This is a genomic window from Algoriphagus oliviformis, from assembly GCF_017254915.1.
In the GTDB taxonomy this organism is placed as follows: Bacteria; Bacteroidota; Bacteroidia; order Cytophagales; family Cyclobacteriaceae; genus Algoriphagus; species Algoriphagus oliviformis.
Genome location: NZ_JAFKCT010000001.1, coordinates 52116 through 69548 on the forward strand (window position 1 = coordinate 52116; position 17433 = coordinate 69548).

The 17433-nt window shown below is 52.7% G+C and carries 18 protein-coding genes; 9 read left to right on the top strand and 9 right to left on the bottom strand.

From position 1 onward, the window contains the following. Positions 1-99 precede the first annotated feature (99 nt). Entirely contained in the window at positions 100-288 is a 189-nt protein-coding gene (locus J0A68_RS00235) for a hypothetical protein (RefSeq protein WP_206577200.1), read from the top strand. Positions 289-357: 69 nt separating this feature from the next. Here the strand turns inward: J0A68_RS00235 and J0A68_RS00240 are convergent, their stop codons facing one another. Beyond that, on the bottom strand, positions 358-1602 hold the full coding sequence (locus tag J0A68_RS00240) for an ammonium transporter (RefSeq protein ID WP_236021309.1): 1245 nt from the start codon (positions 1600-1602) through the stop codon (positions 358-360). A gap of 34 nt (positions 1603-1636) precedes the next feature. After that, a complete protein-coding gene (locus tag J0A68_RS00245; protein ID WP_206576172.1) occupies positions 1637-1975 on the bottom strand; it encodes a P-II family nitrogen regulator in 339 nt (112 codons plus the stop codon). Between the two features lie 269 nt (positions 1976-2244). Between J0A68_RS00245 and J0A68_RS00250 the strand changes: the two genes are divergently transcribed. The 3 genes from J0A68_RS00250 (at position 2245) to J0A68_RS00260 (ending at position 4249) form a co-directional block, all read left to right on the top strand. Then, complete coding sequence (locus tag J0A68_RS00250; RefSeq protein WP_206576173.1) at positions 2245-3150, top strand: sugar phosphate nucleotidyltransferase; 906 nt, start codon at positions 2245-2247, stop codon at positions 3148-3150. Positions 3151-3266: 116 nt separating this feature from the next. Further along, positions 3267-3626, top strand: coding sequence for a helix-turn-helix domain-containing protein (locus J0A68_RS00255; protein WP_206576174.1), 360 nt, complete (start codon positions 3267-3269; stop codon positions 3624-3626). 95 nt (positions 3627-3721) lie between these two features. Beyond that, positions 3722-4249, top strand: coding sequence for a hypothetical protein (locus J0A68_RS00260; protein ID WP_206576175.1), 528 nt, complete (start codon positions 3722-3724; stop codon positions 4247-4249). 22 nt (positions 4250-4271) lie between these two features. On the opposite strand, the gene recF is transcribed toward J0A68_RS00260, so the two are convergent. Next, on the bottom strand, positions 4272-5372 hold the full coding sequence (gene recF / locus J0A68_RS00265; RefSeq protein WP_206576176.1) for a DNA replication/repair protein RecF: 1101 nt from the start codon (positions 5370-5372) through the stop codon (positions 4272-4274). 89 nt (positions 5373-5461) lie between these two features. Here recF and pdhA point away from each other — a divergent pair, with 89 nt between their 5' ends. The 5 genes from pdhA to J0A68_RS00290 all read left to right on the top strand — a co-directional run bounded on the left by pdhA (position 5462) and on the right by J0A68_RS00290 (position 9694). Continuing rightward, the gene (gene pdhA / locus J0A68_RS00270; protein WP_206576177.1) at positions 5462-6481 is read left to right on the top strand and encodes a pyruvate dehydrogenase (acetyl-transferring) E1 component subunit alpha; all 1020 of its coding nucleotides are present in this window, start codon (positions 5462-5464) and stop codon (positions 6479-6481) included. A 113-nt stretch (positions 6482-6594) separates the two neighbouring features. Then, positions 6595-7299: a tetratricopeptide repeat protein gene (locus J0A68_RS00275; RefSeq protein WP_206576178.1), complete on the top strand. Its 705-nt coding sequence runs from the start codon at positions 6595-6597 to the stop codon at positions 7297-7299. Between the two features lie 87 nt (positions 7300-7386). Continuing rightward, positions 7387-7863 carry a 6,7-dimethyl-8-ribityllumazine synthase gene (gene ribH / locus J0A68_RS00280; RefSeq protein WP_206576179.1) on the top strand — a complete coding sequence of 159 codons (477 nt, stop codon included), beginning with the start codon at positions 7387-7389 and terminating at the stop codon, positions 7861-7863. Between the two features lie 35 nt (positions 7864-7898). Beyond that, on the top strand, positions 7899-9218 hold the full coding sequence (locus J0A68_RS00285) for an aspartate kinase (protein WP_206576180.1): 1320 nt from the start codon (positions 7899-7901) through the stop codon (positions 9216-9218). A gap of 149 nt (positions 9219-9367) precedes the next feature. Beyond that, a complete protein-coding gene (locus J0A68_RS00290) occupies positions 9368-9694 on the top strand; it encodes a DUF6787 family protein (RefSeq protein WP_206576181.1) in 327 nt (108 codons plus the stop codon). 57 nt (positions 9695-9751) lie between these two features. Here J0A68_RS00290 and J0A68_RS00295 read toward each other — a convergent pair whose 3' ends face one another. The 6 genes from J0A68_RS00295 to J0A68_RS00320 all read right to left on the bottom strand — a co-directional run bounded on the left by J0A68_RS00295 (position 9752) and on the right by J0A68_RS00320 (position 17372). Next, positions 9752-10468, bottom strand: coding sequence for a DNA alkylation repair protein (locus J0A68_RS00295; protein ID WP_206576182.1), 717 nt, complete (start codon positions 10466-10468; stop codon positions 9752-9754). Positions 10469-10510: 42 nt separating this feature from the next. Next, positions 10511-12940 (bottom strand): TonB-dependent receptor, encoded by a 2430-nt coding sequence (locus tag J0A68_RS00300; RefSeq protein ID WP_206576183.1) that lies wholly within the window; start codon positions 12938-12940, stop codon positions 10511-10513. A 224-nt stretch (positions 12941-13164) separates the two neighbouring features. Continuing rightward, positions 13165-14043: a nucleoside phosphorylase gene (locus J0A68_RS00305; protein WP_236021310.1), complete on the bottom strand. Its 879-nt coding sequence runs from the start codon at positions 14041-14043 to the stop codon at positions 13165-13167. Next, the gene (gene trhO, locus J0A68_RS00310; protein WP_206576184.1) at positions 14006-15004 is read right to left on the bottom strand and encodes an oxygen-dependent tRNA uridine(34) hydroxylase TrhO; all 999 of its coding nucleotides are present in this window, start codon (positions 15002-15004) and stop codon (positions 14006-14008) included. The genes J0A68_RS00305 and trhO overlap by 38 nt, the downstream gene beginning before the upstream one ends. A 135-nt stretch (positions 15005-15139) precedes the next feature. Beyond that, positions 15140-15775, bottom strand: coding sequence for an acetyltransferase (locus tag J0A68_RS00315; RefSeq protein ID WP_206576185.1), 636 nt, complete (start codon positions 15773-15775; stop codon positions 15140-15142). Positions 15776-16076: 301 nt separating this feature from the next. Then, complete coding sequence (locus tag J0A68_RS00320; protein WP_206576186.1) at positions 16077-17372, bottom strand: DUF2851 family protein; 1296 nt, start codon at positions 17370-17372, stop codon at positions 16077-16079. Between the last annotated feature and the right edge of the window lie 61 nt (positions 17373-17433).

The following is a 17433-nucleotide window of genomic DNA, read 5'->3' on the forward strand; positions in this document are numbered from 1 at the left end:
TTATTCTATACTTAGGGGTTTCAAAAATAACGCAACAACTTAAGAAAAGCCTTCGTTTCCTAGCTTAAAATCAGTTAATAACCCCAAATATTGATGGCCATGCTCGAATACGTGAAGACCATTTTACAGAAAGTAAGCTTTAGCAAGCATTTGTTTGAACGGGAATTGAAAAAAGGGATTCGCTATCTGCTGCCGGCAGAGCTCGAGGAGTTTAGGGACTGGTGTTACGATTCTTTTGGCTTCAGCCATCGCCCCATCCTCAACCGTTATTTTAGCCCTCTTTACTGATGGTAAAAAAATAAAGCCCCGAATATTCTTCGGGGCTTTGCGTTGGTGGTTGATTGTTGGTAGTGGCAGTTAATCTCTTGTCGCGAAATCCGGATAGGCCCGCATGCTGTGCTCGTTGATGTCCAAGCCTTCGATTTCTTCTTTTTCATCGACACGGATACCCACAGTCTTCTTCAGCGTGAAGAAGATCACAAATGCGGCCACGAAGCAGAATACCCCTACCGCCACGATGCCGATGAGCTGGGAGATCACCTGGCCCATGCCTGCAAGGTCTCCGAAGAGACCGACGGCCAAGGTACCCCAGATACCGCCCAAAAGGTGGACGGAGATCGCGCCCACAGGATCGTCCACTTTGATCTTGTCAAACAGGACCACACCGAAGACGACAAGTCCGCCGCCTACAGCTCCGATGATCACAGAGTCCCAGATGCCCATCTGGTCAGCACCAGCGGTGATGCCCACCAAGCCGGCGAGGATACCGTTGAGCACCATGGTGATGTCATAGGTTTTGAATTTCAGGTAGGAAACCAACAGCGCTCCCAGTGCTCCTGCCGCCGCAGCGATACAGGTGGTCACAAATACTTTGGACACCAATCCGGGATCTGCACTCAGGACCGACCCGCCGTTGAACCCAAACCATCCAAACCACAGCAAGAACACACCGATGGTGGCCATGGGAAGGTTGTGGCCCGGGATGGCTTTCATGCCCTGCGGGGTGTATTTGCCGATTCTTGGACCGAGGAGGTAAGCACCTACCAGAGCTCCCCAGCCGCCCACGGAGTGCACGATGGTAGATCCGGCAAAGTCGTAGAAAGGCGTTTCCAAGGTATTCAGGAAGCCACCGCCCCATTTCCACATGCCTACGATGGGGTAGATGAACGCCACGTAGAGGACGGAGAAGGTGATGAACGGCCCGAGCTTCACGCGCTCTGCCACTGCTCCGGACACGATGGTCGCTGCCGTGGCGGCAAACATCGCCTGGAAGATAAAGTCGGTAAAGTAAGTGTAGCCAGCGTTGTAGTTGCTGCTATCCCAGCCCTCAGGGAGGCTGAGTCCGAAGCCGGCAAAGCCGAAGAAGCTTCCGGCGAAGTCAGCACCTGGATACATCAGGTTGAATCCGACGATGGCATAGCTCAGCAGGCCAATGGCCGGGATGATGGTGTTTTTGAAAAGGATGTTGACGGTGTTTTTGGAGCGGGTAAGTCCGGCTTCCAGCGTCGCAAACCCCAGGTGCATGACGAACACCATGGTCGTGGCGATCATCATCCACAGGTTGTGGGTTGTGAATAGGTCTTGTACAGGTATTTCTTCCATGAGTCTAAATAGGTGTGGTGATTGTCAATAGGTCTTAGAGAGCGGCTTCGCCGGTGTCGTTGTTTCGGATTCGATAGGCTTCCAAAACCTCGTAGACGAAGATTTTTCCGTCACCTACTTCGCCGGTTTTGCCTTCGGAGAGGATGCATTGGATGACTGACGGCGCGACTTCATCAGGCACGACGATTTCCAGCTTGGTGCGGGGGATATAGGTAGGTTCGTAGGCCACTCCCCGATACACCTCTTGGCGGGCATGTTCGAAGCCCATCCCTTTGATCTCGGAAAAAGAGAGGAATTTGACACCGAGCTTGGAGACGCAGGTGTGGATTTGATCAAATCGAGAAGTACGGATGATCGCTTCTATTTTTTTCATTTTTCACAATAGATTAAGTGGTTTTTTGAGATTATGGCATGAAAGTAAGATAAAATTTGAACCGAATCGAAATTAGGTTTAAAAAAAGACCATTTTTTTCAAAAATAGTGTCGGATTTGTACAAAATGGAATGTTTTGAACCTGCTTTATCGATGATTCACCAAAATATCGACGGAATTACGGTGCATTTCAAACGAAAGTCGATTTTAGGGGTCGATTTGGCTCCGAGAGATAAAGCCCTATTTTTGTGACCTTTCTTAACCAAGATTATGACTAACAAACCAACACTTCTGATATTGGCTGCGGGGATCGGTAGCCGATATGGAGGAAACAAGCAAATTGATGGATTTGGACCCAACGAGGAGACCATTCTTGAATACTCGATTTTCGACGCCATCCGTTCCGGTTTTGGCAAGGTGGTGTTCATCGTAAGGCAAGAGATCCTCGAAGTGGCCAAGGAAAAATTCATGCCCAAGCTCCAGGGAAAGATCGAGGTGGATTGGGTGATCCAGTCCCTGGACAGCTTCGTGCCGGCAGAGCTGAAGCAGGCGGATCGCAAAAAGCCTTTTGGAACTGCCCACGCGGTACTTTGTGCCAAAGACGTGATCAAGGAGCCTTTTGCGGTGATCAACGCGGATGATTTTTACGGCCGAGAGGCCTTTGCTGCCCTCGGAGGCTTTCTCTCCTCGGAGGTGAAGCCCGACCTGCACGCGATGGTGGGCTATGCGATCCAAAACGTGCTTTCCGAAAACGGAACCGTGAGCCGCGGCGTCTGCGAGACCAACGCCAAAGGGCAGCTGGTCGGCATGGTGGAGCGCACCTCCATTGCCCGGGAGGGTGAAAAGATCGTCAGCCGTGGAGAAGGCGAAGTGCTGGAGATTGCCGAAGGCACTCCGGTCAGCATGAATTTCTGGGGCTTCCACCATTCGGTATTTGCGGAGATCGAGCAGATGTGGTCAGCGTTTCTTCCGGCCAACTTGGACAATCTTAAGTCGGAATTCTATATCCCGACGGTCGCTAACAACCTGATCAAGGCGGACAAAGCCGCTTTTGAAATCCTAGAGGGTGGCAAGGTCTGGTTTGGGGTCACCTACACCGACGACCGTCCCGTAGTGATCGAGGCACTGCAAAAGCTGCACGATGCGGGCGAATATCCCGCAGACTTGTGGAAATAAGTGACGGAAAGAGGCTTCGGCCTCTTTTTTTGTATGGCATAACTCTCCAAGGGTTCGATACCCTTGGAGAGTTTTTAGTGTTTTTATATTCAACAAAATCTTCCATCCTAGCCAAGATGACCAGACCAATAAAAAGTGAGGCGGAATATGAAGTGGCGCTGGATCGTGCTTATGCCCTGATGCAGCAAAACCTTCAGCCGGAGTCCAAGGATTCGGATGAGCTGGAGGTGCTCTCCATTTTGATCAAGGAATATGAAAACGAGCACTTTCCGATCCCTAAGCCACACCCCATCGAGGCCATCAAGTTTCGCTTGGATCAGTTGGGCATTTCTGAAGCGGAGCTTTCCGAAATATTGGGTGCTAGGTCACGGAAGTCCGAAATCCTCTCCGGCAAACGGAAGCTAAGTCTGAGCATGATCCGGAAACTCAACGAGAAGCTCAAAATTCCAGCGGAAGTGTTGATTCGTGAGTATTGATCTGAGATAAAAACTCCAAAAATACCCTGAGCAGGGTATTTTTGGGGATTGCTTTTTCGGCAATCTTTGCGCGATTAAAATAGTCTGACAGGTCAATGGGTAAGTTTTTTGTCGCCGTGCTGGGTTTGCTGTTGCTAAGTCCCAATTTGTATTCCCAGCAGAACAAGGAGTTAAGGTTGAATTTCCTAAATCCCGGGATCGCGTGGGAAAGCCCACTAGGTCAACACACCACATTGGAGCTCAATGCAGGCATCGGATACAACTATTCCTATCCTGAGCTGAACACTATGTATGGCGAGTCTGGTTTCCAGGGGATAATTGCGCCCTTTGTTGACGTTCAAGGAAGAAGCTACTATAACCTCGACAAACGGGAAGGGAATAGTCATAAGGGGGGCAATTTCCTTGCTTTGCGCTACCTGTACTACGGCCCGAGAATCGCCGGCAACGTCCGGCCAAATGAGAACTATACCATGGCCCTTGGCCCGACCTGGGGGCTCAAGCGGGAATATGGACGGTGGGCACTGCTGAGCAGTGTAGGGCCTATTTACTACTTTGATCTGACGGGCAGTAGTGGTTTTTGGCCAGTCAATCTGGAGTTTAACTTTGGATATCGCTTGAAATAAGAAAAGAGGCTTCGGCCTCTTTTTAGTTTTTTACCGTCCCGTTTTCCAGTTCAAAAAAGAAAACCTCCGAGTCCAGCCCACCCAAAATACCCTTGGACCGCTCCGGCCGCGCGTCGGTCAGGAAGATCTGCCCAAAGGTGTGCCTGGAAATCAGCTCCATGAGCTTGGCGATCCGTAGGTCGTCCAGCTTGTCAAAGATGTCGTCCAGCAGCAGCAGGGGCTTCTCGCCCTTGGCCGCCTCGAAAACCTGAAACTGCGCCAGCTTCAGCGCGATGATAAAAGATTTCTGCTGTCCCTGGCTGCCGATCTTTCGGATGGGATGCTCCCCAATGCGGAAGTCAAAATCATCCTTGTGGATTCCTGCATTGCTGTTTTTGGTGGCCAAGTCTTTTTGACGAAGGCTGAGAAAGTAAACTTCGAAATCCTCCCGAAGCGCTTCTGTCTCGTAGCTGATGGAGACTTCCTCCTTCCCCCCTGAGATCTCCGCATAGTAGCGCTGAAGCATGGGGGAAACCTCGGCTAGCAGGCTTGCCCTACGCTTGGCCAAAGTCGTGCTCAGCCGGATCAGCTCTTGGTCGTAGCTGCCCAGCAGCGTTAGATCCCTTCTTCCCGTCTCCGCAAACTGCTTGAGCAGGGCGTTTCGTTGCTTTAAGAAATGATGGTAGCGGATCAGCTGGTCCAGGTAGGGGTGATCCAGCTGCGAAAGTAAGCCGTCAAAAAACTTGCGGCGTCCCTCGCTTCCGCCTTTGATCAGCTCGGTGTCGTCGGGCGCGATCAGCACCAGTGGGATCTGGCCGACATGCTCGCTGATTTTGACGAGGGCCTTGCCATTTTGCAGGATCTGCTTCTTTTTCCCTCCCTCGAAGGAGCAGCGCACTTCCAAGCCCTTGCCGTTGAGCTGGAAGTTTCCCTTGATCGTGAAAAAGCCCATCCCATGGGCGATGTTGAGCGTGTCGCTGCTCTGCACGGCGCTCTTGGTAAGGGAGAGGTAGTGGATTGCGTCGAGGATGTTGGTTTTTCCGCTGCCGTTCAGGCCCGTGATGCAGTTTAGTTGGGGGCTAAAGAGCAGGCGGGATTTGAGGTGGTTTTTAAACTGGATGAGGTCGATGGACTCCAGGTGCATGCAGCGGGATTTATTTTGGCAGTCCCCTGATTTTTAGGTGGGGATTACTATATTTGGGGCCTAAAATAGCATATTTTGATCATTACGATATGGCAAAGAAAACTGCAGCGACCAAGTCCAAGGTAAAATATTCGAAAGAAACGTACACATTTTGGTACGAGAGCATGCTCTTGATGAGAAGGTTTGAGGAGAAAGCGGGGCAACTTTATGGTCAGCAAAAAATCCGTGGATTCTGCCACCTTTACATTGGTCAGGAGGCCTGTGCTTCAGGCTCTATCAGCGCCCTGACCAAGGACGACAAATGGATCACTGCCTACCGTTGCCATGCCCATCCGCTGGGCTTGGGAACTGACCCGGGAGCTGTGATGGCCGAGCTTTTTGGCAAGGCTACCGGCACCACCAAGGGCAAGGGTGGTTCCATGCACATCTTTGACAAAGAAAGAAACTTCGCAGGCGGTCACGGAATCGTAGGTGCACAAGTGCCTATGGGTTTGGGATTGGGTTTTGCCGAAAAATACAAAGGTACCAAAAACCTGGCGATCTGCTACATGGGTGATGGCGCCGTACGCCAAGGTGCCGTTCACGAGGCGATGAACCTCGCGATGCTGTATAAGACGCCAGTGATCTTCGTGATCGAAAACAACGGCTATGCCATGGGTACCTCCGTAGCCCGTACTTCCAATGTCACCGAGCTCTACCAGATCGGCGAGGCATACGATATGCCCTCCTTCCCGGTAGACGGCATGAACGTGGAGGCGATTCACGAGGCGGTGTCCGAGGCTGCCGAAAGAGCGAGAAGAGGCGATGGCCCGACCTTGCTGGAATTCCGAACCTACCGCTACAAAGGGCACTCCATGTCCGATCCCCAAAAGTACCGTACCAAGGAGGAGGTAGAAGAGTACAAGCAGCGCGACCCGATCGAGCAGGTGCTGATGACTATCAGGGAAAACAGCATCCTGAGCGAAGAGGAGATCGAAGCAATCATCAAGAAAGTGAAAAAACAGGTGGACGAAGCGGTGAAATTTGCCGAGGAGTCGCCTTGGCCTGACGGACAGGACGCCTTCAAGGACGTGTACGTACAGGAGGATTATCCTTTCGTGATGGAATAACACCTGATTTAATTCCCTGGAAAGCCATGAAGTCTTCCAAGATTTCATGGCTTTTTTGTTGGGACTTGTGTATTTGATAAAAACCGTATATTTGCGACCGAAATTTGAGTAACATGGCGACAAAGGAATCCAATAAAGCACATCAAAACGAAGTACTTGAAAACCCGGAAGTACTAGCAGAGCGAATCGGAAGAGGTGAAGCTTTTTTGAAGCAAAATAGCAAAGTACTAGGAGGCGTATTGGCTGCGGCGGTGATCTTGATCGGAGGGATTCTTTTCTTCCAGATCAACAACCAAAACCAAAACGAGAAGGCCCAGGCCGAGATGTTTCAGGCGGTGTACTTCTATGAGCAGGACAGCATAGACTTCGCCCTCAATGGCGACGGAATCAACAAAGGCTTTTTGACCATTGCGGAAGACTATCCAAGAACCGACGCTGCCAACCTGGCGCACTTCTACATCGGATCGATCTATCTTTCCCAAAAGAACTTCCAAGAGGCACTGACCCATCTGGAAGACTTCTCTGCCGATGACTACCTCGTACAGTCCAAGGCAATCGCCCTGATCGGTGATGCGCAGCTGGAGCTCGGTCAGACCGACCAGGCTATCTCCAGCTATACCAAGGCTGCCCGTACCAACGAAAACAAGTACACCACTCCAAAATACTTGGCCAAGCTGGCCGTGGCACAGGAAGAGGCCGGCAAAATCGCCGATGCCATCGCTACCTACGCCGAGATCGAGGAGAAATACTACGAGTCATTTGAATATGCTGCTGCACGAAAACACAAAGCTCGCTTAGAAGGCCTTGCCGCTAAGTAATGCAGGTGTGTACCGCATAGTTTAGAAGAGTAAGGCCAAGGGGTCTTACTCTTTTTTTGTTCATTCCCTTTTTATAAAAGAAAATCCATGGCAACTGCCCTCAAAAGCCTGAGCGCCCACAGCTCCAAAAACATCCAGGATATCAGCTCCAAAAAATTCGCCATCATCGTGTCCGAGTGGAACGAGGAAGTCACCGAAGCCCTCTACTCCGGTGCCTACCAGACGCTCCTTGACAACGGCGCCAAGAAAGAAAACATCATCCGCAAAAACGTGCCGGGCTCTTTTGAGCTGACGCTGGGAGCCCAGTGGTGTGCCCAGGATGAAAGCATAGATGCCGTAATCTGCCTCGGCTGCGTCATCCAGGGCGAGACGCGCCACTTCGACTTCATCTGCGATGCCGTGGCGCATGGCATCACCAACGTAGGCCTGAAGTACAACAAGCCCGTGATCTTTGGCGTCCTCACCCCGGACACCCAAAAGCAGGCCATGGACCGTGCCGGTGGCAAGCACGGCAATAAAGGCGACGAGGCTGCCATCACCGCCGTCAAAATGCTCGGATTCTAATTTCCAAACCTATAATACCTCATATCATAGACCCTATGAAGATCATGAAATTCGGCGGTACTTCCGTAGGCCGCCCAGAACGAATGCACCAGGTCAAAAGCCTGGTCACCCGTGGCGACGAACCGACCATCGTCGTGCTCTCTGCCCTCTCCGGCACCACCAATGCGCTGGTCGGGATCGGCGACGCACTGGCAGCGGGAGACAAGGAGCTTGCAAAAGACCGCATCGATACGCTGCTGGCCCACTATGAGGCCTTCTACCCAGCACTACTGGACACCAAAGAAGCTCAAGAAAAAGCTGCTGCGATCGTACGCGAGCACTTTGAGTTTCTCAATATCTTGCTGAAAATCTCCTTCAACGAGGCCATCAACCGCGACATCCTCGCCCAGGGCGAACTGCTTTCAACGAAGCTGTTTTACACCCTGCTGGAAGAGCTCGACATCCCGGCAGTCTTCCTGCCCGCTCTGGACTTCATGAGCATCGACGAAAACTCCGAGCCGGAACTCGGCAAGATCTCAGAGAAATTGGGAGCGATCTTGGAGAAAAACGCCGGAGCCAGACTCTTCGTCACCCAAGGCTACATCTGCAAAAACCACAAAAACGAAGTTGACAACCTCAAGCGTGGGGGGAGCGACTACACCGCGTCCCTGATCGCCGCCGCGATCAACGCTTCCGTCTGCGAGATCTGGACGGACATCGACGGCATGCACAACAACGATCCCCGCATCGTGGACCGCACCCGTCCCATCGCCGAGCTTTCGTTTGACGAGGCAGCGGAGCTGGCCTACTTTGGAGCCAAGATCCTCCACCCGGCTTCCATCTGGCCTGCCCAGTTGAACAATGTGCCGGTAAGGCTACTCAACACCATGGAGCCGAGCGCCCACGGCACCCTGATCAAAGAAAAGGTAGAAACCACCGGCGTCAAGGCCATCGCCGCCAAGGATGGAATCACGGCCATCAAAATCAAATCCAGCCGCATGCTGCTGGCCTATGGCTTTTTGAGAAGAATCTTTGAGGTGTTTGAGAAATACAAGACACCGATCGACATGATCACCACCTCCGAGGTCGCCGTGTCCGTGACCATCGATGACCTGAACCATTTGGATCAAATCTTGGCAGAGCTGCAGGTCTTGGGTACCGTAGAAGTCGACCAAAACCAGACCATCATCTGCATCGTGGGCAACATGGTCTCCGAGACCAAAGGAGCCATCAAGTCAGTGATGGATTCGCTCACCGAGATCCCTGTGCGCATGGTGTCCTATGGCGGTAGCCGCCACAACGTGTCTATCCTCGTGGATGCGAAATACAAAGTACAGGCGCTCCAAAACCTGAACAACGGAGTGTTTACTTGGTAGAAGTTGGAAAGTGGTAAGATTGTAAAGTTACCCCCGCCCTTGGCGGTACACCATCGCCTGCGTAGCTTGTATTTCGCAAATCGCACTTTTAAACAGAGCCGGATTTTCCGGCTCTTTTATTTAGATCGATTCTGATTACCTTTACGGCCATGGTAGACCAAGAGCAAAAGCCCGGATTTCTGCAACGCTTGCAGACCAAGTGGAAACTGGACAGTCTTTTTCAGGTAGTCATGGTCTTGGTGGTCTTTGCCTGCACGGGCTTTACCATCCTTTTTGTCAAGAATCCTATCCTTGATTTCTTTGGGGTGGAAAAAGGCGGCTTTGTCAACACCCTGCTCTACCTTCTGCTAGTACTTCCCCTCTACCAGGTTTTTTTGCTGATCTACGGCTTCATTTTCGGCCAGTTCAGCTTCTTCTGGGAAAAAGAAAAACAAATCGCCCGACGCATCGCTGGACTTTTCAGAAAGAAAGGCTAAGCGGACAGATCTGCCTACCTATTCAAGGAGGTCTTTTAAGGGTGGGTCATCGTGGCCTCACACGCTCCCCTTCAAAAAATCCTGCCGCAAATCCTCCGGAAACTTTTCTATCGCATACCTCAAGGCGGTGCGGGGCATGGCTTTGTAGTGTTTTTTCAAAAAGTCCAGCTCTACCTCCAAGTCCCGGTTGCCTATCTCCCGGAGCATCCAGCCGACGGCCTTGTGCATCAGGTCATGGGGATGGTCGATCAGGGCTTCGGCCAAAGCCAGCGCATCGTCAAAATCGCCCTTTTTGATCCAATACAGACTGCTGATCATCGCCACCCGCTGGCGCCATAGCCCGTGGGAGCCGGCCATGTGGTGGAACAGCGTCTTGTCCTTTTTCCAATAAAAATGCCCCAAAATGGGATGGCAGGAGGTATCCACCAGATCCCAGTTGTTCACCCACTCCAGGTGATGGAGGTAAAAGTCGGCCAGCTCTTTCCGCTCTTCCTCTGACTTGCTTTTTTCGTAGCGATATACCAGCGCGATCAGGGCAGTGAGACGAACTTCATGGTAGGGGTTTTGGATCAGCTCAGACAGGTCGCCCAAGGGGATATCCTTGTAAAACTCCTTGGCGATCCTCCGCTGGTCGGGCACTTTCACCCCCAAAAAAACATCGCCTTCCCCGTACTCTCCGGGGCCGGTCTTGAAAAACCTGGGAAAAAACTCCGCCTTTTCGGGGATCGCCCGATCTTGGAGGGAATGGATGATCTGTTCGGTCAATAGGCTCATGCCTCAATTTAACGAGGCGAAGAATCAGGAACACCTTTTCTCTCAGAAATCTTCTCCCCCAAAATCGTCACCGCCCTCCCGACGGCTTCTGCCCTCGCTTTTCTCCTTGTACCCGCCAAAACGGTAGATGAAGGATAGCGTGCCGATGCGGGTCTCCCGCTGGAACGTACGGCTCTGTACAAACCTCGGGTCGATTGTGTTGATTCGGAAATTCCGGGTGTTGAAGATATCGCTGATGTTTAGGCTCACCGATCCACGGCCAGCCAGCACCTCCCTGCGCATGCCAAGGTTGATCGACCACTGGGGAAGGATCTCTCCCTGCGGCAAAACGATCGGCCCGCGGTAGTTTCCCTGGAACTGCAGGCTAAACCAGTCGGGGATGAGGAGATTGCCCAGCAGGCTGAGCGTCCAGCTAAAGTTCTCATTGCTGAAGCCCTCCTCGATATTCTCCCCGTTGACTTGGGAGTAGAAAAAGTTTCCGGTCAGCGTCGCGTCAAAATTTCTCCCCAGCTGAAACTGGTTGATCAGCTCCAAGCCATCCGAGATTTGGGTGTCCGCATTTTGGCGGGTCTGCACGGCCACGTTGTTGTCGTTGAGATAGGTGATGCGGGTACGGACATCGGTGCTGTAGCGGTGATAGACCGTGGCATGGAGCAGGTAGTTTTTCCAGCCTTTCCGATAGCCAAACTCATACGAATCGGTGAATTCCGGCTGGAGGTAGGGATTGCCGATGCTGACGTTGTATTGATCCCTCACCCGGTAGATCGGTGCCAAATCCCAAATCCTGGGACGGGAAATCCTCCGGGAATAGTTGAGGCTGAATTCGCTTTCCTCACCGAGGGAGTAGGTCAGATAGGCACTGGGAAAGAGGTTGAAGTAGTCATTGGGAATCTCCCTTTGGCCCTTCACGGTGGTACCGAGCGTCTGTGTCGCCTCTGCGCGCAGACCGAGCTGGTAGCCAAACTTGTTTTTCTTATGCTTGAAAGTCAGGTAGGCCGCATAGACGTCTTCCGAGTAGTCATAGCTTTCATTGAGGCTGTCCACCACGATGGGGACAAAATCCGTGTCCACATCCCCGGTCGCAAAGGTCTGCCCGGAAAGCCAATCAGAAAAAGTCCCTTTCAGCCCCGCTTCCATGCTGGAGTTTTTCCCAAGTGGCCTTTCGTAATCCAACTGCGCTACGACCAACGTACTGGTGGCCGGGCGCTGGTTGGTCTGCACCAAACCCTTGGAGGGATCCAGCTCCCCGGAGGAGCTGTAAAACTGCTGCCGGTAGTATTCGTCTTGGCTACGGTCATCGTAGGCGTAGGAGAGCGAGGAGTAAAGCTTTTGCCCCAGCGAATCGATGTCCCAAGTGTAGTTCAGCCCTCCCTCTAGGTTTTTGCTTTTGCTAAGTTCTTCGTTGATTCTTACAAAGGAGGAATCCACGGCACCGGAAGCACTCAGGTTTTGCTGGTTGATATCCTCAAATTCCTTTTCGTTTTCAAAATTCCCCTGGAAATAGAAACCGAAAATCTTGCCCTCGTCCAGCGTCCAATCTATTCCCGTCCTGACTAGGTGGTTTTTTTCCTTTTCGTAGCCGTCCTGCGTCTGGTCAAGGGTCGGGGAAAAGCCCTCCAGATTGGCGATGCGTGTCCCGCTGCCCGTCTCTATCCTGCGTCTATCCTGCCAATTGTAGGAGAAAAAGTAGTTGGCTTTCTCTGTGCCGTAGTTCAGGTTGATGCCCGCCTGGTATTTTTCGCGGGTACCGATGGAGGCATTGACCTGGCCGTTGAAGCCGGTCTCCTCATTCTTTTTCAGGACGATGTTGATGATCCCCCCTACCCCAGCGGCATCGTATCTGGAGGAAGGATTGGTAATGAGCTCTACCTCCTTGATACTGCTCGCGGGAAACTGCGTGAGTATGCTGGCCATGTCGTCGCCCGACAGGTTGGAAGGGCGACCGTTGATGTAGATAAGGATATTGCCGCTGCCTCGCATACTGATGCTGCCTTCGTCATCCACCTGGATAGATGGGAGCGTGGCCAAAAGCTCCGAAGCGGTGGCACCGTTGGCCAGGATGTTGTTTTCCACGTTGTAGATCCGCTTGTCCACGTCGGACTCAAAGATCGACTTCACGCCCTCCACCACGACCTCATTGAGGTTTTGGGTATCGGCCTCCAAACGGATGGTACCCAGTTGCACCGGGGATTTTCCGTCCAGGTTGATGGTTTCAAAATAGTTTTGGTACCCGATGAAGCCTACCCTCAGCAAATACCTCCCGACCGGCGCCCCAAAGTCAAACTGACCGTTCAGGTCAGTCATCCCACCAGAGACCAGCACCGAATCCTCTGGACTGAGGAGGGAAATATTGGCAAATTCCAGGGGCTTGTTTTCGGCAACGTCGCTCACTCGGCCCCTGAGCATCACCTCTTGCGCCTGGCTGGCCGAGGCAAAGATGAGAAAGCAGAGAAGTAGAAAGGTCTTGGTCATTTCGGGTAGGTTTGGAGGTTTGGAAAAAACTGCCGGAAAACGTCAAGAACCCAAAAAGGAGCAATTACTTCAAAATCAACATCTTCCAGACTAGCACCTACCTAATCAAACTGATCACCCCAGCCTAGGGTTTAAAAAAACCCGTTTTCTTTCCAGTCGGAGACTGAGCCTTATGAATTGGGTTATTTTGGTCTAAGCGGACAAAAAAAGAGTCAAAAATCCCCTCAAAAGCCAAAAATCTCCATCGCCCTTTGGATCATCCTGTCCACAGTTTGATTCGCTTCGGAGTCGAATTTACTGAGCGGCCGGTTGGCCACGATGGCGTTGAGGCTGAGCATCTGGTGTCCGAGCAGTCCCCCGAGCGAATAGTATCCCGCCGTTTCCATTTCAAAATTTGTCAGTCGTCTGCCACCGACTTCCAACGCGGCCAATCGTTCCAGCATCTGGTCCATCCGTGGCTTGAGCAGGACATGACGCCCCTGCGGCGCATAGAAGCCCGGACAGGTAAGGGTGACACCGCGAAGAAACTCCCCTCCCAACCTTGCGAGCAGACTGGGATCTGCCGCAGCCTGATAGGGGGAAAAAGCCAAACCCAACTCCTCCTGCACTGCCATTGCCAAGTCCTGCCTGCCGGGCAGCTCCGGATAAAACGCCATCAGCGTATCCAGCCCTACTGCCACCTCAGAGGCCAGCAGCGATCCGACCGGGATATCCGGCTGCAAGCTACCCGAGGTCCCCAGACGGACAATCTGAAGCGGGCTTTTCTTTGCTTTTGCCTCTCGGGTCTCCAAGTCGACATTGACCAAAGCATCCAGCTCGGTCAGCAAGATCTCCACATTGTCCGTGCCCATGCCCGTGCTGATCACCGTGAGGCGCTTGCCGTTTTTCCAACCCGTGTGGGTCACAAACTCCCGCTTGCTAACCTTGAAATCGATCTGATCAAAATACCGCGAAACCAAAGGCACGCGATCCGGATCCCCGACGGTAAAAACAAAAGAAGCCAGATGGGCTGGCTTCAGATGTAGATGGTAAACGCTTCCGTCTGAATTGAGGATCAGCTCAGACTCAGGAATGTGTCGGTTCTCCATGTTGGTGCGGCTCATGCGTTGAGGTACGGTAAAGGCCCTTGAAGGGATTGTATCCGTTGGAATTTTTTTGGTAGTAGCCGGTGCCGTCGTAGGTGCGCTTTTCTGGGTTTTCCTTGCACTCGACAGAGCAGGCCCCCTCCAGTTCCCAGCCGCACTTTTCGCAGATGGCGAGGTGGTCGTTACAGGTTGGGTTGGCACAGTTGACCATGCGGTCGCAGTCGGTGCCGCAGACGTGGCACTTGGAGACCACGGTGGGATTGACGGAATTGACATCGACCGCAATGCGGTTGTCAAAGACATAGCACTTGCCTTCGAAGTCTTCTCCGCCTGCTTCCATGCCGTATTTGATGATGCCGCCGTGCAGCTGGTACACATCCTCAAACCCTTGCTCCAGCAGGAAAGCGGAGGCCTTTTCGCACTTGATCCCACCGGTGCAGTAGGTCAGTACCTTCTTGCTCTTGAGGTGTTCGAGCTCTTTTACTTTCTCAGGGAAGTCCCGGAAGTTGTCAATATCGAGCGTCAGGGCATTTTTGAAGTGCCCCAGCTCGTGCTCGTAGTTGGAGCGCACATCAAGAATGACCACGTCTTCCTGGTCTTTGAGCGCCTTGAACTCTTCGGGCTCCAGGTGCTTGCCGGTCCGCACGTTGGGATCCAAATGGCGCAGGGAAGAGTGGACGATCTCGGGCTTGTAGCGGCAGTGGATCTTGGCAAAAGCGTGCTTCTCGTGCTGGTCGATCTTAAATTCCGTCTTGGCAAAGCGGGGATCGGCATGGATGTAGGCCATGTACTTTTCGCAGTCCTCGTGCAGGCCCGACACGGTACCGTTGAGCCCCTCGTCGGAGATGATGATCCGTCCGCGGATGTTGTTTTGCACGCAAAAGAGGTGATGTTCCTCGCGATACGCCTCGGCATTTTCGATTTTGGCGTAGCAGTAGTACAGCAGGATGCTGTAAGGTTTGTTGTTTGTCTTTTCCATAACTAGCGCCCTGTTTCGGCAGGGTGTTTTGGGATGTTGGATGTCCGAGGTCGGATGTCGGATGCTTGAGCAAGCTCAGCACAAGTGTCGAATGTTTCGACCTCCAATCTCAAATTTTAAATATCAAATCTCGAATTACTTTACTTTGGCTGCCGGGTTGCCGAACACGGTTTCGTTTTTGCCCACCGAAGCGATCACCACAGAGCCGGCTCCGACCCGAGCGCCCTTGCCGATGGTGACGCCACCGACGATAGTCACTCCGCTTCCGATGAAAGCGCCCTCTTCGATCGTCACCTCCGCATTGATGATGGATCCGGCACCGACCTGCACAAAGTCCGCCATCTTGACCTTGTGGTCGATGATCGCGCCCGTGTGCAGGATGCAGTGGCTACCCACTTCCGAGCCAGCTCCCACGGTCACGTTGGCATTGATAAAGTTCCCATGGCCGATGCTCGCGTCGGTGGAGATGTACGCGCGCTGATGGATGGCGTTGACGGGCTGGACTTTGCGGACGTCATGGAGCATTTCCACTAGAAACTTGCGATACTTTGTGTCGTCCACCGCTACAAATGCCTCGGTCTTTTTGCCCACCAGCTTCAGAAATCCCTCGTCCTCGGTGTTCCCAAGCACGGGAATGTTGTTGATCTCGGTACCGTAGATGCTTTCATCTTCGTCCAGAAAGCCATACACGATGACTTGGTTGGAGTTGAATATTTCAAGCGCAGGATGGGCGATGCCCTTTGCGCCAAGAATGATCACCGGTTTGTCCATGGATGCGTTGGTTTAGGCCTGCAAAAGTACAGGAAATGACTCGCTTGCGCAAAATTTCCTTTGGATCGCAGCCCCAGCTTCGCCACCCTTTTTGTGGGAGAGCAAGAAAAAGCCAGGTAGTCCTTGCCGCGCTTCGCTTGGATTTCACCGCCAAGACGCGGAGGTCGCGGAGTTTCCGCAGAGATTTTGGCTTTGGGCCTTTGCGAAAATCAATGCCATGCGTCGGCGTTAAATATTATTTTCGCCTCCCTCACTACTTACAACCTACCACTCACCAAAATCTTCTCGATACCCCGGAATTTCATTTGTTCTGTCCCTTGAGCAGACTCTGGCCGATCTTGCAGGAAAGGCACTTTTGGGGCTCGCAGAAGCTGCGAAACAGGCCTATCATCCCTTGGGAGTCAAAGGCGTTGGCGGGCTTGAAGCCCTTGTCGGCAAACTTCCGAGTGATGAAATTTTGCTCCGCGGACATGGACTGGAGCAAATCAAAGCAGCGCTCCTGCCACTCCTCCTGCTGAAAATAACGCCCATAGGCAAACCACAGCGGCATCACAAAATTGATGATGAGCAGCTCCACAGTTCCTCCCGAGACTCCCTTGGAAGCTACTCGCTCCGTAGGCTTGCCAAAGGAATAGTGGTAGCGCCAATAGTCCGACGGCGCGACTTGGAAGAGCTTTTTGAAGCCCAGAAACTCCCGGCTGTCCTCCATCACCGACTGGAGCAGGCTCGGGGCCTGGCCCAAAATCGCTGCCAACTGGGCTATCCTCAAGGTGGGGAAATTGGTCGGCCGCGCTCCCATGAAGGACCAATGCTGTCGCAAAAGCGGCGTTTCCCAATTGAATTTCTTTCGGAGAAAAGCGTACTCGCTGATCAGATGTCTGACATAGGGCTCCTCGGAGGACTCGGGCAAAAGGCCCGCCTGCCCCAGCAACATCGCCTCCAAAGTCGAGGGTTGCGTGCGATGCTTTTGCAAAACCCTGTAGGGAACCAGGGAGGCCAATTCGCCCATGGGACGCGAATTGACTTTGAACCCAAAGCAGGTGAACAGCCAACGATAGGCCGTCTCCTCCCAGTCCCCTTTTGTCTGCTCCAGGATTTCCAGGATCAGGCCGGATTTGTCGTAGAGCCTGCCTACCAGGGCTTTTTCCAAAGCGGAAAAGCGGATGATGTCGGGCACTTTGGACAGGGCATGGGCGCAGGGCAGGTCAGCCTTGAAATCGAGCAGGCTTTCGTAGTTTCTCCAAACCTCCAAAAAAATCCGGCCCTTCAGCTCCAAGGTCGCCATCGCCGTGCCATCGTTGCGCAGGACCTCCCGGTCATTTTCCCAGACCACATGGAGAACGACCGAATTGTAAGCCGGATCTCCGCCATGGGCGTGCTGTTTCCAATCCGAAGCCAGGCGGTGCACCTCCACATGGCCGTGAAACGTCACTCCATCGATCACGACGCTGGCGTCACGAAAGTCCGGCCCCTCACCTTGGTTGTGGAAGCCGACCGCCAAAATTTCGAGAGACTGCCCATCCACGGTCTGGAGCGTCTTTCGGTCAAAATAGAGGTACTTCCAGACCAGCTGTAAAAAATCTTCCTTGAACTGCATAGAAACATCGACTAAAAGCTACTGGAAATTAAACAATTGTGAATTCGAAATCAATGGGAAA